Origin of the sequence: Pseudomonas sp. MUP55 (assembly GCF_034043515.1) — a bacterium.
Taxonomy (GTDB): domain Bacteria; phylum Pseudomonadota; class Gammaproteobacteria; order Pseudomonadales; family Pseudomonadaceae; genus Aquipseudomonas.
The window spans coordinates 3,053,828-3,068,369 of record NZ_CP138214.1 but is presented as its reverse complement, the minus strand read 5'-3'; the positions used below and the strand labels follow the sequence as shown (position 1 = coordinate 3,068,369).

Here is a 14,542-nt window from a genome sequence, read left to right as displayed (position 1 = left end):
AGAGAGGTTCCAATGCCCTACGAGTTAGAGAATCGCCTGGTGATCGGCGTCGCTTCCAGCGCTGTGTTTGATCTGCTGGCATCGGACGCAATGTTTCAGAGTCAGGGGGAGGAGGAATACCGCAAGTTTCAGCAAAAAAATCTTCACGTCCCGCTTCCTAAGGGGATAGCGTTCCCCTTCATCAAGCGCTTACTGTCAGTGAATGACCTGAGCGTCGATCCAACGGATCCGCTCGTCGAGGTAATACTTCTTTCGCGCAATGATCCCGACACTGGGCTGCGCGTACTGAAGACTATCGAGCACTACGGGCTTGGGATGACAAGGGCGATTTTCATGCAGGGAAAATCCCCTTATGAATACATACCAGCACTGAATATCGCTTTATTTTTGTCGGGTGACAAAAAAGACGTGGAAGCGGCTATCAAGGCCGGGTACCCGGCTGGCCAGGTGCTCGATTCAAAATTCGAAGACGACGAAACTGATAAAACCCTACGCATCGCATTCGACTTTGACGGCGTGCTCGCCGGCGATGAGTCTGAAACAATCATGCAGGCCTCTGGATTGTCTGAGTTCCATGCGCACGAAGTGAAGAACGTTATGCAGCCACATAACCCTGGGCCGCTGAAGGAGTTCATGGTGCGAATATCCAAAATCCAGTCGGTCGAGGAGAAGCACAAGAAGCTCAATCCTAAATACGAAAACCGCATACGCATCTCGATCGTCACAGCTCGCAATGCTCCGTCTCATGAGCGTGCGATGAATACACTCAAGAGTTGGGGTGTCATGGCCAATGACGCATTCTTCCTGGGTGGCATCGAGAAAGGAAAAATTTTAGGTGTATTGAAACCACACATCTTCTTCGATGACCAATCAGGGCACCTTAAGTCGACTAGCGCAGTTGCTCCATCCGTGCACATTCCTTTCGGCATCACCAACCATATCGCGACAGTGGTTGCGCTAGAGCCTGAAGCTGATCAGGTCCAGCAGGTGATGTAATCGCAGGATTGAGCGCGTAATGCTATAGGAGTTCGTATAGGTTCCTCGGGCAGTCCGAGATCGGATGGGGTAATTAGGATTGCTCGCGAACCTGCATCCAGTCGAAAAAATCTTCGGATGCAAAGCCAACGCTGCAGTTGGCGTCGAACCGCTCGTTGATTCTGATGAGCGTCATCCGCTTAGCTTCTTGTGGAGAGGTCGGGAAGAAAGCTCCACCAGGTTCGCTGTGCATGAAGAAATCGCCGAGCTTTGCTCCGCAGTTTTCGCAGTGATTCATCAGGTAGCGGCTGCTTGCCGTTTTGCTGTAGGCCTGCGTGAACTTGTTGGTGAAGTGATGGATCTGCTTCGTGACCAAGGGAGAGAGGCTGGCGACGTTGGAGACCGTTCCGCGATACCCATGGCACTTCCATTCGCCGAGGTAGCTTGTGAGCGCGAAATCTTCGTCCTCATCCTCGTAGTAATCGAACTCTTCGTGTTGCTCGGGCAGCTTGAACGAGAACACGCGGGTCAAATTAGAGCAGCCCCAGCACTCGGACACGGACTCTATGACGTAGTAATACGGTGCTCTTACACTAAATTCGGGTCCGTGCTCCAGGTCTGCATGCGCTGTTACGGACAGCCATTGAGCCAAGGGGGCGATGTCGACACCTTCCGGGATGTACCAAGTCTTCAGGCTTGGGTCCCATCTGGCACCGCGTGATTTCGCTTCATCTTTTTCTGAGAAGGGGACTTTCAGATCAATCCTTGCCATTTCTGTATCCGTACGTATTGCTCATCAGTAAGCGCAGCTTTAACCTGAAGCGACTATGGAATCTTGATACCCAAAGCATTCAGCGATGGCGTATCCATCCGGCCATTCACGGTCAGCCCACTGTCCATCTGAAAGGCCATCAACGCACCACGTGTCGTCTTGCCCATCACCCCATCAATGGTACCTTGGTAATACTGGCGCACCATCAGCGCGGTCTGCACACGGGTGACCAGGTTGCTTTTCTGCTCATTGGTCGCGCGGCTCTTAGAAGTGCTCGAACTTGTCCCGCTGGTAGTGCCAGACGACTGATAAAGGCTGTTGCTGCTTGGGGTGCTGCTCGAAGCACTCGGCGCGCTGTAGCTTCGGGTGCTGGTAGTGGGTGGGCTGTAGTAGCGAGGTGCGCTATAGCCACCCGAGCCGCTGTAGTGAGAACTGTGCGAGCTGTGGGAGCTATGTGAACTGTGCGAGCGATGTGCCGCATAGATGTTCACGGCGTCTGGCGCATTGAGCGTATCGGCAAATACCGGGGGTTGCAGCTTGTCGGCAGGCTGCCAGTTCGCATCGGCGAGCGACATATTGCCTGCCTGTGCCAGGGTGGTACCTGCCATGGGCAGCAGGGTGATCCCACTGATCAGGACTTTCCAGCGGTCAAGCAATTTCACTGTGCACTCCTTGCGTAGGCGCTAAAGGCCTCTGTCGATAGTTGTCGTACGCCGCGGCTCTGCCAGCGGTCGGTGTGGGATTTGAAGAAGCCGGAGCAATGTTTGACGGCTGCGCATTGCTGGCAGGTATCGATGAACAGGTTCTTCCAGTCCGAGATGCTCTGCCGGGCGAAACGCGAGAGGTGGGCCGGGATCAGGCACAGGGGCAGGTTGTAGATCGAAACCGGCACTCCTCGGTTGAACAGGAAATACACGGCCTGGCTCAACGACTCCTGATAGTCCAGCGGGTCAATCCACAGATCTTCGTAGTTTTTCCTGGCCAGGCCGGTGCTTTCGATACCCATCAGCGCAACATGCCGCACGAAGGATAGGTTCCTGAACACGTAGTGGGCGAGCTCCGGCAAGCGTGGCGCGGTCAGGCGATTGAGCACCACGCGTATCTCGATGATCTGGTTGGCGCGCGCCAGGTTGTAAAGGCCTTGCAGGGTTTCGCTAAACGCGCCGGGAGCCTGCACCACATGGTCATGGTCTTCGGCATTGTCGGCATACAGCGGGATGCCCCAGCTCAACTGAGGGTGGCCGATTGCAGAGAGCGCTGCGATCCAGCTCGGGTCTTGGAACAGACGCCCGTTGCTGAGTACATGAATGGATTTCTGTGGCAAAACGGCTTTGCACTTGGCCAGGATTTCCAGCAGGCCGTCGCGATAAAGCGTTGGTTCTCCACCGCTGATTCCCAGATTTTCTTCGCCCGGGTCCATCAGGTCGATCAGCCGTAGGTTCTCCTTGATGTGCCAGCTGTCATCGATATCTTTGGGCGGCTGCGAGCACATCAGGCAGAGGCTGTTGCAACGATCGGTCATGAACAGCAGGTTGCTGTCTGAGCCTCGTCGATAGAGCACTCGCACTAACGCGTTGCCTGGTGTGATGGCAATGACATCGCCGGGCTGCACGACATCCGCATCTTTGGGGGTGTGCAGGTATGGCCGCGCGCAGTCGAAGTCGCCGATCAATGGCTCCGGGATCAGGAATCCACCCACTGGTAATGAGAGCAGATGCGGGCTCCGTAGCCGTTCTTCGTTTGGCAGCCAAAGCAGCAGGTCACCGAATTCAGCGCTTCCGGCACAAACAGCCAGGCCTTGTTCGATGAATTCATCCAGAGTGATGACTTTGAGCAGTTTCGGCTCATTCAGGTGATGGATTTCGAAGCGGGTATCTTTGCGCAGCATCGCCATCAGCCTCTGTAACCCGGAAATCGAACATCGTTGTAAGAGCGCCTGTTCAACCAAGACAGCAGCACTCTCTGTACGTTGTCGTCGCCATCGCAAAGCAGACCGAAAAGATGCTTCAGCAGCCCCATGTTCTTCTTGCAGAAGCTGCTGAACACTCGGTGTCCGATCGGGTCAGATTGACGGGCGTAGTGTTCGATGGGGTCAGCACCGCAGTACGGGACAAGTGCGCAATCGGAGCAGCCCGGCAGCGCCTCTGCTACACCACTGGCGAGCAACGCATTCATAACGGGCGATGCGAGCAATTCAGACAAGGGTTGCTGCACGGTGCCGAGCCTTAAGCCGTCTTCACCCATCTCCAGCAACATTCGGGCTTCGTCCGAGGGATAGACGTAACCGTCATAGTTGTAGACCAGCGCCGCAGTGCCTGCGCCAGCGGGGGAGCGCAGGTCTACATAGCCGGAGGAGAAGGGTGTCAGGATATTCTTCAGCAACAGGCTCGTATAACTCTCTGAGAGGAATACGCCCTGTTGGTTGATATGCAGCAAATAGGTCAGTGCCTTCTTGTAGAAGGCCAGGTATCGCTCAATAGGGTAATCAAGTCGATGGGCAATCTTGGTGGCAAACCCATAAGGGCTCAGAGGCCGAAGCGAGATGCTGGAAAAGCCCTGGCTTACATACTCATCGATGATCGCTTCAGGTTGTTCGAGGCTTCTTGAAGTCAGCGTGGTCAGCGCGGAAACTGCATCATGGCCAAGGCGTTCACGGACCCACTGGATGCCTTTTACAGTGCATTCGTAGGAGTCTCGTGACGGGGTAGGGCGGTTGGCATTGTGCAAGGGCGCCGGCCCATCGAGCGAGGTCGAAAACTGGATGCGATTTTGTTCTGCGAAGTCGAGTATTTCCTCCGTCAGGTGGTGCAGCGTGGTGGTGATGACGAACTGGATATCCCGTTGTTCGACCACGTTTCGTTCAACGATCCATTCGACAATCTGGCGGACGCGCTCGAAGGCCAGAAGCGGCTCGCCACCCTGAAATTCCACAGTCAGGGCGGGAGCGTTCGATTCGAACAGGCGATCGACCGCCGCCTGTGCATCCGCTTCCGACAGGTCGTGGCCGGATCCTCCCAGAGGGGCACGCGACACCTGGCAGTACTGGCAGGTGTGGTTGCAGCGCAATGTCACTACGAACAAGTGCAGTGCTGGGCCCTGGAAGAGGAAGTCCTTGCGGCTGCGATACTGCGCGGCCATTTCTGGGAATGGGTCGTGGCGGCCTGGTTCGTAGATGAAGTGGCGGGCCAGCAAGTCCTTGTAAAAAGGCGTACTTGCTTGAACGTCGAAGTAACTGAGGGCTCGTAATTGCGCGTCGTTCACGTGCATGTACTCACCGGTATCGGAGGTGAGTAGGATGTCACGGTCATGTCCCGTGTTCATGCGCATGAATCGAAAAGGCAGCAAGCGGTAGTGCTTGGCGTCTGTCGCTATCAGTGTCACTGCGAAACCCCACATCCAGCGAGCGCGGCTCGGGCCAGGACTTCGCGCAACCCTGCTGTTTCGCGGTTGATATGGTCGCGTAGGGCAAAGTCGTTCAGATGCTGGAGGATCAGCGAGTGAGCCTGCTCCGGGGAAAGCGTTAGCCTTGCTTCAGCGGGGTGGGCCGTGAGGCTTATCTGATTGGTTTCAATACCGACCTGGATCGCGACAGTGTCGGCCAGGGAATAAGCGGCGCGTTGCACCACGCTGAGCGGGTAGGCTGCGCTGTCGAGTTTCAGCGTGACTGGCCATGTCATCGGAACCGCTCCTTAAAATCCGTTGGAAACGTGTGGATTTTGCAGGTTGCCGAGGCATTATGCCATCATAATTTTTTACATTTGCACGCATTTGTCCAGCGTGGTTGGTGGTGCGCTCACTACGGCTCGGCCATTGATACGAGGTAGGGCCGAGGGTTCATATCTCCCTCAGTCCACCCATCCTCATCAATAGCCTGCTTGGCCTCAGGCTGGGGGCATCCTTTTCAAACCATCCAAAGCATGCCCTCAGATATGCCCCCAATGTAGCAATCCACTGGAAGTGAATAGATCTCCATGGTTTGTGGAAAGGCAGAAATGATCAGCTAAACAGCCTGCCCGACGACGCCTAAAGACTCTCAGGGTCGCCAAAAAACATCTGAATCCGCGACCTCAACCACCGCTCCCCCGGGTCATTGTCCTGCGACCCACGCCACGCCATATGCAATTCAAACGAACGCACCGGCAGCGGTGGGTCTTCCGCTCGCAAGCCACCCGCTGATGTCAGCGCCTCAGCCGCGTAGTCCGGCACGGTGGCGAGGATGTCGGTGCCGGCCAGCAGCGTCCCCAGCCCATTGAACTGCGGCACGGCCAGCACCACGTGGCGTTTGCGGTCGAGTTTTTCCAGCTCTTCATCGATAAACCCGCTCAGGTCACCGGCAAAGGACACCAGGGCGTGCGGTCGGGCGCAGAAGTCGTCCAGGCTCAATGAGCCCGGCACGCTGTCGGCGCGCAGCAGTTTCGGCAGGCTGCGGCGCAGTACCTTGCGCTTGGCGTTGGCCGGCAGATCGGCGGTGTAGCTGACGCCGATGGAGATTTCGCCTGAGGCGAGCAAGCCGGGCATCAGGATGTAGTTGACGCGACGCACCACCAGCACGATGCCGGGGGCTTCGGCGCGCAGGCGTTTGAGCAATTGCGGCAGCAGGGCGAATTCCACGTCATCGGACAGGCCGATGCGGAACACTGCGGTGCTGGTGGCGGGATCGAACTCGGCGGCGCGGCTGACGGCGGTGGAGATCGAGTCCAGGGCCGGGGAGAGCAGGGCGAAGATTTCGACGGCGCGGGCCGACGGTTCCATGCTGCGTCCGGTGCGTACGAACAGGGGGTCGTCGAACAGCCCCCGCAGGCGTGACAAGGCGGCGCTGATGGCCGGCTGGCCGAGAAAAAGCTTCTCGGCGGCGCGGGTCACGCTGCGCTCGTGCATCAGGGTTTCGAATACGATCAAGAGGTTCAGGTCGACACGACGCAGGTCGTTACGGTTCATCTTGTGTCCTGGAAGAGTCAGCGAACTTGACGAAAGCGGTCATATCAAGAACCTCCAAGGCTCCCTTCGTAAGCATGACCGGCATGAATCTTACGGGGAAAGGCTGGTACTCTGCACCGGATAATTGAGTTTTCCTACGCAAGCTGAGGTCTATGCCTCAGAAGCGGAATCAATGACAGGCATGTCGACTATTAATGGCGACCGGTGGTCTTGGCGGGAAAGCCCAGATAGAGTTCATGGCATTAGAGGTTACTTTGACGAGGTTTGCGATGTCCCGCACGATTCGTTTTCACAAGTTTGGTCCGGCCGAGGTGCTCAAATGCGAAGAGCATGCAGCCGCACAGCCCGCACCGGGCGAAGTGCAGGTGCGTGTCGACGCAATTGGTATCAGCTGGTACGACATCCTGTGGCGCCAGAACCTGGCGTCCTCCCATGCACGCCTGCCGTCGGGCCTTGGTCATGAAATGGCCGGTGTCGTGGTCGCCCTGGGCGATGGCGTGGACGACTTGGCGGTGGGCGATAAAGTCGCCAGTTTTCCCGCCGAAAGCCCCAATGACTACCCGGTGTATGGCGAACAGATCGTCCTGCCCCGTTCGGCCCTGACCCGTTACCCGGATGTCTTGAGCCCGATTGAAGCCAGCGTGCATTACACGCCGCTGTTGATTGCCTACTTTGCCTACATGGACCTGGCGCGCGTCAAACCTGGGCAGTTTGCCCTGGTGACCGATGCCAGCCACTGTGCCGGGCCGTCGTTCGTGCAGTTGGGCAAAGCCCTGGGTGTGCGGGTGATCGCGGCGACCAAGGACAGTGCGGAGCGTGATTACCTGCTGTCCCTCGGGGCGGAAAAAGTCATCGTCACCGAAGAGCAGGACCTGCTCATGCAAATCAACAAAATCACCGATAACCGCGGCGTCGATGTGGTGTTCGACGGCCTGGGCGGACCGCAGATGTCATTGCTCGGGGACGTGCTGGCGCCACGCGGCAGCCTGGTGCTGTACGGTCTGCAAGGCGGTAACCAGACACCGTTCCCGGCGTGTGCTGCGTTCCAGAAGAATATTCAGTTTTTCGTGCATTGCATCGGCAACTTCACCGGTAAGCCGGAGTTGGGCATCATCCAGGACCAGGTAGCGTTGCAGCGCGCCTTGCGTGATATCAACCAACTGACTGCCGACCGGGTACTGGTGCCGCTGAAAACCACGGTGTTTCCATTCAGTCAGTTCGTCGAAGCGCACCGCTACATGGACGAATGCCCTTGCCGCGAACGAGTTGCGTTGCAGGTTGAGGCTGTTTGAGCTGTAGGAGTATTCGCAAATGAATACTCCAGCGTCTGCACGTATGCAGCAGATGCGCCATTTGTAAGGGCTTAACCCACGCCAGGGTTGAGCCGCCCCGAGGGCGTTGCGCCCCGCAAACAATACCTTTGACCCTTACGCCGCCCTGAAATCCAGTGCGGCGCTGTTGTGTGGGCGCGACTGAAGTTCGCGCCGGGGATCATCTGAACTGCTTTCCTGCGCTGTTCTGTATCTATTAATCATTATTTGAGTGCCGATAATTGTGGCTTAACCATCATCTCAGGGATTGAGCAATGATTAGCCGTCCGACATTACTGTCTCGCATCAGCAAACTTACAAGGCGAGCGCCTGGCCGTCGAAAAGATAATCAGGATATTGGGTCTTTCTGCAGGAGGTCCGGATTAAATGGGCGATTTAATATTTGTCGGAATTTTCGCTAATTAATCCATTAATGCGCTGTAGGAGGTTGTCGGAATATTCCTAGGGTATGCGATCTGGCTACAGGCGACCGCGCATTGGCGCGTCTGGACGGCTGCTGGGTCGCAAGGCACCTGGATCTGCGCTCCGGTAATTTTATTGCAAGGTGCTAATGTTTAATCATCCTTGTGCGCTACGGCGGAAAACAAATCCATCAATGTAATGGATCAAGCAATGACCTCAACGAGTTGCTTGAAACAGATATTTCAACTCAGGTAGTAGAACAATGAGCGCAATTCACGAACAAGCCATGAACTATGTTTATCAGCAAGTTCTGCAACGTTTGATGGGGCACTTCACTCGCGCCGAACGGACTGCACTTCAATTGTTGATCCAGCGAATAGTGGTGGCCGCAGGTGGCATGGAACAGGTGGGTAACTATAAGGTGCTGATCGCCCACGGTGGCGGCGAGGTCAGCAGTTATACCCTGGCGCTGCTGCGGGCGGCGCAACTGAGCATCGCAGGCCGTGCGCCCAAGACCTTTCACCTGAGGGTAGCGACTCTGCGGCATGCCGGGATGACCCAGGCGACACTCACCAGCCTGAACGAGGGCTACAACGCGCTGTTTTTTCACGATGACCCCCGCGTGGAACTGCTGATGGTGGAAAACCAGGAGGTGCAGCCTTTCAACCATCAGCGGCCTGCCTCCAGCGTCGGCCGTGAGGTGAGCCAGCGCAATATGCTGATGATCGGGCACCTGACGTCCGGCGATGTCCGTGCAACGCTGTGCAGCGACACTTACCTGGCCCTGGGGGACTTCTACCAGCGCGTGAGCACCTGGAACGGCGGCGTACACGCCGTGGTCAGCGGTGACTCCGCGCGCAAGCAAAGCCAGTACCTGGCCTGGCTCAAGCGCTCGGCCCTGGACGCCGGCGTGATTGTTCCGCCGCGCCGGCCAGCCTCGCTCAATATCCTGTTTGCGCGCCTGGAAGAGTGGAGCGCCGGTTGCTACCGCGACCTTTATGGTGAGCAGTACGTGGAGGCCGAGCGTCCCAGCCGTGGCGGGCATCGCCATCTGGCTTACATCGGGGTTGCCGACTTGCTCGACGAGGTCGACGTCGCCTCGGCACCGCTGCTTACCGAGTTTCTAGCGCACAAGCCGGACCCGTTTGACTTCCACTTCAGTCACCCGGACTACCCCAACCCGTTGCTCATGGCGCACTTGCACGGGTTGCAAGCCCAATGCCTGCGTGAATTGTCTTACGAGGAGGGCGTCCAGGCGTTCGTGCGCCAAGCGCGGGATGCGATGCTGCGCCGACACATCCCCGGCACGTTGATCGATGAGCTGGGCAGTGACGACGGGCGCGTATTGTCCACGTCATACGCCCAGGAGTTCTTCGGCCTGGACGAAGGCCAACTGACTTGCCTGCTGTTTTCACCCTTCATCCACCATGGCGAGCGTCTGGAGGGTTATCTGCGTCAGTGCCACCCCGGCATGCTGGTGGGCCTTCCCGAATTGCACAAGGCGCTGCAGGGCAAACCCGCCGCAGACATGCTGCAGCAGTGGCTGATCGACACCAGTGGCTTGCCCTTGCCGCTGTTGCAGCACCTGTACCGCAAGCGCACTCAGCAGACGCGCCGGGGCATCGACCCGCGCAAACAGCGCGGGGTGCATGTGCATGCGCAGACTGCGCAATTGTCGGGGCGTTAGCAGCGTGCCTGTGCGTGCAAACCCGGGTGGCCGCTGATGAAACTGCGAGGGGAGCGGCAAGCGGATTTTGCCTATCAGGCGGTGTACCGCTACATGATCAACCTGATCAACGAAGTCAGCCTTGAAAAGCCGGTAAAGCTGCCTTCCCTGCGACAGCTGTCGACTCGCTTGAAGGTGTCGATCTCGACGATTCAATACGCTTACTCGATATTGGAAAAGGAAGGGCGGATCTACTCGGTGGCCAAGTCTGGCTACTTTGCCTGGCCGGTGGCTGCCAACGCGCAAGTGACAGCGAGCGGGGACTTGCTTGAGCGCCTTTACGCGGCGGCGCGGCGGCCGGCCATGGTGGTGCTCAGTGGCGATGAACCGGCACTGCTCGGCTCCCTGGATGGCGCATTGCTTACGCTGGAGCGCCAACTGATCCGCCGGCACCCCCATCACTTGCAAACTCACTCCCAGCCTGCCGGCGTGTGGGAGCTGCGCGCGGCGTTGGCGGCACGCTACACCTCGTCACCCACGCGCTGCTGGCAGGCGGATGAGGTGTATATCGGCGCCGACGTGCGCGGCGTCCTTGAGATCCTGATTGACGTTCTGGGCCTCAAGGACAGCGTGGTGGTGGCTGAATCACCCTGCGATTATCTGGTCCTGCGCCTGTTGCAGAGCGCCGGCGTGCGGGTTATCGAGTTGCCCTGGGACACCGATGGCCGATTCGACCTGGCCACCTTTGAACACCTGCTCAGCCATGAGCCGGTGCATCTGGTGCTGCTGTCATCGGTGGCGAGCATGCCATCGGGCAACGTATTGTCGGTTCAGGAGCGACTGCAGGTGGCGCATCTGCTGGACCGATTCGGCTGCTGGCTGCTGGAGAACGACACCTATGGCGAACTGAGCTTCGTCCCATCCCCTGCGGCGCTGCGACACCTGGTCAACCCTGAGCGCCTGATCGTGTTTTCCTCGTTCGAGAAGACTCTGGGCCCGGAAGCGCCCTTTGGCTTTGTACTGTCGCGCCAACTGAGCCTTGAGTTGCAACGCCAGTTTGCGCTGCGCGCATTCCGGTTATCGTCGATTCGTCAGCGCGCCATTGCTCGCTTGTACGAAAACGGGCGGATTGACCAGCACGTGCAGACACTCCAGCAACGGCTGCGCGAACAAGCGCAGGCCATGAGCCGGCGCCTGGACGCCCACCTGGAGGGGCAGGTGAGCTACCGCATGCCGGTCGCCGGCGCCAGTTTCTGGTTACAGTCGATGGCGGCGGTAGATATGCGCCACGTGTTCCAGCGCATGGTCACTCAGCATGTGGTGATCGCCCCTGGTGAGCTGTTCAGCCTCAGCGGTCTGCATCACCAGCATATGCGCCTCGGTCATGCGTTCAGTGGTCATCCGAACCTGCACGTTGCTCTGGATGCATTGGCCGAGGCGCTGCAGCAGTCGCAGATCTGACGTGTAAGAAATTTCTGTATCGGTTGTTGGATCGATACCGTCGCGCGGTAGTCCAAGTCACCGTAAACTGTCATTTTTCCGAATCCTTATTTTTCGAGGTTTATGCATGACTATCAGTCCTTTTGCGGGCAAGCCGGCACCAGCCCAGTTGCTGGTGGATATCCCGCGACTGGTCACGGCCTATTACACTGGCCAGCCTGATGCAGCGATCTCCACCCAGCGCGTGGCGTTTGGTACCTCCGGGCACCGTGGCAGCTCGTTCGAACTGAGCTTCAACGAGTGGCACGTGCTCGCAATCAGCCAGGCTATCTGCCTGTACCGCGAAGCCCAAGGCATCGATGGCCCGTTGTTCGTAGGCCTGGACACCCACGCGCTGTCGACGCCGGCCGGCGCCAGTGCGTTGGAAGTGCTCGCTGCCAACGGTGTGCATGTGATGCTCGCCGAAGGCGATGAATACACCCCGACGCCGGCGATTTCCCACGCGATCATCTGCTACAACCGTGGCCGCACCAGCGGGCTGGCCGACGGTATCGTCATCACGCCATCCCACAACCCGCCGCAAAGTGGCGGCTACAAGTACAACCCGCCCAACGGCGGCCCGGCCGACACCCATGTCACCAAGTGGATCGAAGCCAAGGCCAACGAGCTGCTGGCCAACAAGCTCGCCGGGGTCAAGCGCATCACGCATGCCCAGGCGCTCAAGGCCGATACCACCCATCGCCATGACTACCTCAACAGCTACGTGGCCGACCTGATCAATGTGATCGACATGGACGCCATCCGCAGCGCCGGCCTGCGCCTGGGCGTGGACCCGCTGGGCGGAGCAGGGGTGCGCTACTGGTCGGCGATTGCCGAGCACTACCGCTTGAACCTGGACGTGGTCAACACCGACGTCGACGCAACCTTCCGCTTCATGAGCGTCGACTGGGACGGCCAGATCCGCATGGACCCGTCATCCAGCTACGCCATGCAAGGCCTGATCGGCCTCAAGGAGCGCTTTGATGTGGCGTTTGCCTGCGACCCGGACCACGACCGTCACGGCATCGTGACGCCGTCCGGCGGGCTGTTGGCGCCGAACAACTACCTGGCGGTGTCCATCGACTACCTGTTCCAGAACCGTCCCGACTGGCGCGCCGATGCGGCGGTGGGCAAGACCGTGGTCAGCAGCGGCTTGATCGACCGCGTTGCCGCGCGCATCGGGCGTCGTTTGTACGAAGTGCCGGTGGGCTTCAAATGGTTTGCTGATGGTTTGTTCGAAGGTTCGCTGGGCTTTGGTGGCGAAGAAAGCGCCGGTGCCTCGTTCCTGCGCAAGGACGGCACGGTCTGGAGCACCGACAAGGACGGTCTGATCCCGGCCTTGCTCGCCGCCGAGATGACCTCGCGCACAGGCCAGGACCCAAGCCAGATCTACCGCGGCCTGACCGATGCGTTGGGCGAGCCCTTTGCCACCCGCGTTGATGCCAGGGCCACGCCCGCGCAGAAAGCCCTGCTGGGCAAACTGTCGCCGGAGCAGGTCACGTCCACGCAGCTGGCCGGGGAAAGCATCCAGCAGATCCTCAGCCATGCGCCAGGCAACAACCAGGCCATTGGCGGCTTGAAGGTCATGACCGAAAACGGCTGGTTCGCCGCGCGCCCATCGGGTACCGAGGACATCTACAAGATCTACGCCGAAAGCTTTGTGGGCGAAGACCACCTCAAGCAGCTGGTAGAAGAAGCCCAGGTGCTGGTCGACCGCTCCATCTCCGAGTAACAACGCAAAACCCAATGTGGGAGCAACTGTCTTATTGGATTCAATTCAGAAGTCATTTTCATAGGCAGCAAAGCTCCCACAGCTTAGGCCGTGCAATGCTGAAGGAAATTGCTGCTACCGAGCTAATCGGTGCGCTCTTTCCATTCAGTGCGGTCACGCAGCATCGCGTTCAGACGTACCAACAAAACGCGCATACAGGCGATCAACGCGACTTTGGCGCATTTCCCTTTATCACGTAGCGCCTTATATCGAGTCCCGAATTCTGGCTGGTCACGGATAACCACCCAACAGGCCATGTAAAGTGAGCGACGGGCTGAAAACCTTCCGCCACTAATATGGCGTGCACCTTTATGCCTTCCGCTGTCGTTGTTGTACGGAGCGAGGCCCGCTAGTGCCGCGATAGGGCGTCCTCCAATCTCTCCCAGCTCAGGCAGGTAAGCCATAAGACTGGTGGCAGTAACCAGCCCGATTCCTTTGACTGAACACAGTCGAGCCACCTTTTCGCTATCTAACTCGTTCGCACTTTGACGAATCAGTTGATCTATCGCCTCCACTGCCATGGTCAAATAGTCGATATGGTTCTGTAATGCAGGCTTTACCGCATCGCAGGAAGCTGTTTTCAGGCGTCGTCTGTCGTCATCTCTTTGCTGAACAAAATGCTCCCGCTGCTGGACCAACGCGCGCAGCTTATCGTGCTCCGGGCTTGTAACTCGGGCGCTTGGCGAGTCTAGAACAGCTGCATAGTGCGCAAGAGACTTTGCGTCTATCGGGTCGGTTTTGGCTTGTTTGCCCATCGCCCTGGAAAAACTCTTGGCTCGGTGCGGATTGATGCAGATGACATCAAGGCCCGCAGCCTGAAGCGCCTTCATGACTTTGCGCTCATAACCGCCAGTAGCCTCCAATACCACGCGACCAACCTGGTGAAGCAATAGCCACCCAATCAACCCAGGGAAATCTTCTTCGGCGTTAGCGCAATTTACCCCAACGTCAACCTGATTAACTCGAGCCTCAAGGCTGTCCTTGGAAACATCAATACCTGCTGGATAGGAAAACATAGCCAAATCCTCTTACACTTAATGTGAGAGCGCTCTGGCTTGGCCCACGCTTGTAACTGTTCGAGGTGGGCTCGTTCAACTGTTCGGGCTCATGTCCAGAGCGGAGAGGTGAGTAGCAGCGTGGGCTCCCACACGTGCTTTAAGCACTCGGGGCATTCAGCTTGCTACTCACCGCTCTCACCCTCAGTCTAA

General features: G+C 58.1%; 12 protein-coding genes. 5 read left to right on the top strand and 7 right to left on the bottom strand.

All coding sequences use genetic code 11. The annotated features are described in order from the left end of the window. The first annotated feature begins 12 nt into the window (after positions 1–12). The gene (locus tag SC318_RS13845) at positions 13–996 is read left to right on the top strand and encodes a 5'-nucleotidase (RefSeq protein ID WP_320431234.1); all 984 of its coding nucleotides are present in this window, start codon (positions 13–15) and stop codon (positions 994–996) included. Positions 997–1,069: 73 nt separating this feature from the next. On the opposite strand, the gene SC318_RS13840 is transcribed toward SC318_RS13845, so the two are convergent. From SC318_RS13840 to SC318_RS13815, 6 genes are all read right to left on the bottom strand, one after another. Next, positions 1,070–1,747, bottom strand: a complete 678-nt coding sequence (locus SC318_RS13840) for a DUF5710 domain-containing protein (protein WP_320427218.1) — start codon at positions 1,745–1,747, stop codon at positions 1,070–1,072. 53 nt (positions 1,748–1,800) lie between these two features. Continuing rightward, positions 1,801–2,409 carry a His-Xaa-Ser repeat protein HxsA gene (gene hxsA, locus SC318_RS13835; protein ID WP_320427217.1) on the bottom strand — a complete coding sequence of 203 codons (609 nt, stop codon included), beginning with the start codon at positions 2,407–2,409 and terminating at the stop codon, positions 1,801–1,803. Beyond that, positions 2,406–3,641, bottom strand: a complete 1,236-nt coding sequence (gene hxsC / locus SC318_RS13830) for a His-Xaa-Ser system radical SAM maturase HxsC (RefSeq protein WP_320431233.1) — start codon at positions 3,639–3,641, stop codon at positions 2,406–2,408. The genes hxsA and hxsC overlap by 4 nt, the downstream gene beginning before the upstream one ends. Further along, positions 3,641–5,128, bottom strand: a complete 1,488-nt coding sequence (gene hxsB, locus SC318_RS13825; protein ID WP_320427216.1) for a His-Xaa-Ser system radical SAM maturase HxsB — start codon at positions 5,126–5,128, stop codon at positions 3,641–3,643. The genes hxsC and hxsB overlap by 1 nt, the downstream gene beginning before the upstream one ends. Next, positions 5,125–5,424 carry a His-Xaa-Ser system protein HxsD gene (hxsD, locus tag SC318_RS13820; RefSeq protein WP_122436946.1) on the bottom strand — a complete coding sequence of 100 codons (300 nt, stop codon included), beginning with the start codon at positions 5,422–5,424 and terminating at the stop codon, positions 5,125–5,127. The genes hxsB and hxsD overlap by 4 nt, the downstream gene beginning before the upstream one ends. A 346-nt stretch (positions 5,425–5,770) precedes the next feature. After that, positions 5,771–6,685 (bottom strand): LysR family transcriptional regulator, encoded by a 915-nt coding sequence (locus SC318_RS13815; RefSeq protein ID WP_010210548.1) that lies wholly within the window; start codon positions 6,683–6,685, stop codon positions 5,771–5,773. A 269-nt stretch (positions 6,686–6,954) separates the two neighbouring features. On the opposite strand from SC318_RS13815, the gene SC318_RS13810 reads away from it, so the two are divergent. The 4 genes from SC318_RS13810 to pgm all read left to right on the top strand — a co-directional run bounded on the left by SC318_RS13810 (position 6,955) and on the right by pgm (position 13,295). Then, entirely contained in the window at positions 6,955–7,977 is a 1,023-nt protein-coding gene (locus SC318_RS13810) for a zinc-dependent alcohol dehydrogenase family protein (RefSeq protein ID WP_306493158.1), read from the top strand. Positions 7,978–8,680: 703 nt separating this feature from the next. Then, positions 8,681–10,105 (top strand): hypothetical protein, encoded by a 1,425-nt coding sequence (locus SC318_RS13805; protein ID WP_320427215.1) that lies wholly within the window; start codon positions 8,681–8,683, stop codon positions 10,103–10,105. Positions 10,106–10,141: 36 nt separating this feature from the next. Beyond that, positions 10,142–11,545: an aminotransferase-like domain-containing protein gene (locus SC318_RS13800; protein ID WP_320427214.1), complete on the top strand. Its 1,404-nt coding sequence runs from the start codon at positions 10,142–10,144 to the stop codon at positions 11,543–11,545. A gap of 106 nt (positions 11,546–11,651) precedes the next feature. Next, entirely contained in the window at positions 11,652–13,295 is a 1,644-nt protein-coding gene (gene pgm / locus SC318_RS13795) for a phosphoglucomutase (alpha-D-glucose-1,6-bisphosphate-dependent) (RefSeq protein ID WP_320427213.1), read from the top strand. 122 nt (positions 13,296–13,417) lie between these two features. On the opposite strand, the gene SC318_RS13790 is transcribed toward pgm, so the two are convergent. Further along, the gene (locus SC318_RS13790) at positions 13,418–14,350 is read right to left on the bottom strand and encodes an IS110 family transposase (protein WP_320427212.1); all 933 of its coding nucleotides are present in this window, start codon (positions 14,348–14,350) and stop codon (positions 13,418–13,420) included. Between the last annotated feature and the right edge of the window lie 192 nt (positions 14,351–14,542).

Bases quoted from the DNA above. Each gene is read 5' to 3' on its own strand.
- SC318_RS13845 (WP_320431234.1), top strand. From the start codon at position 13: ATGCCCTACGAGTTAGAGAATCGCCTGGTGATCGGCGTCGCTTCCAGC.
- hxsC (WP_320431233.1), bottom strand. From the start codon at position 3,641: ATGGCGATGCTGCGCAAAGATACCCGCTTCGAAATCCATCACCTGAAT.
- SC318_RS13790 (WP_320427212.1), bottom strand. From the start codon at position 14,350: ATGTTTTCCTATCCAGCAGGTATTGATGTTTCCAAGGACAGCCTTGAG.
- hxsD (WP_122436946.1), bottom strand. From the start codon at position 5,424: ATGACATGGCCAGTCACGCTGAAACTCGACAGCGCAGCCTACCCGCTC.
- SC318_RS13810 (WP_306493158.1), top strand. From the start codon at position 6,955: ATGTCCCGCACGATTCGTTTTCACAAGTTTGGTCCGGCCGAGGTGCTC.
- SC318_RS13840 (WP_320427218.1), bottom strand. From the start codon at position 1,747: ATGGCAAGGATTGATCTGAAAGTCCCCTTCTCAGAAAAAGATGAAGCG.
- SC318_RS13800 (WP_320427214.1), top strand. From the start codon at position 10,142: ATGAAACTGCGAGGGGAGCGGCAAGCGGATTTTGCCTATCAGGCGGTG.
- pgm (WP_320427213.1), top strand. From the start codon at position 11,652: ATGACTATCAGTCCTTTTGCGGGCAAGCCGGCACCAGCCCAGTTGCTG.
- SC318_RS13815 (WP_010210548.1), bottom strand. From the start codon at position 6,685: ATGAACCGTAACGACCTGCGTCGTGTCGACCTGAACCTCTTGATCGTA.
- SC318_RS13805 (WP_320427215.1), top strand. From the start codon at position 8,681: ATGAGCGCAATTCACGAACAAGCCATGAACTATGTTTATCAGCAAGTT.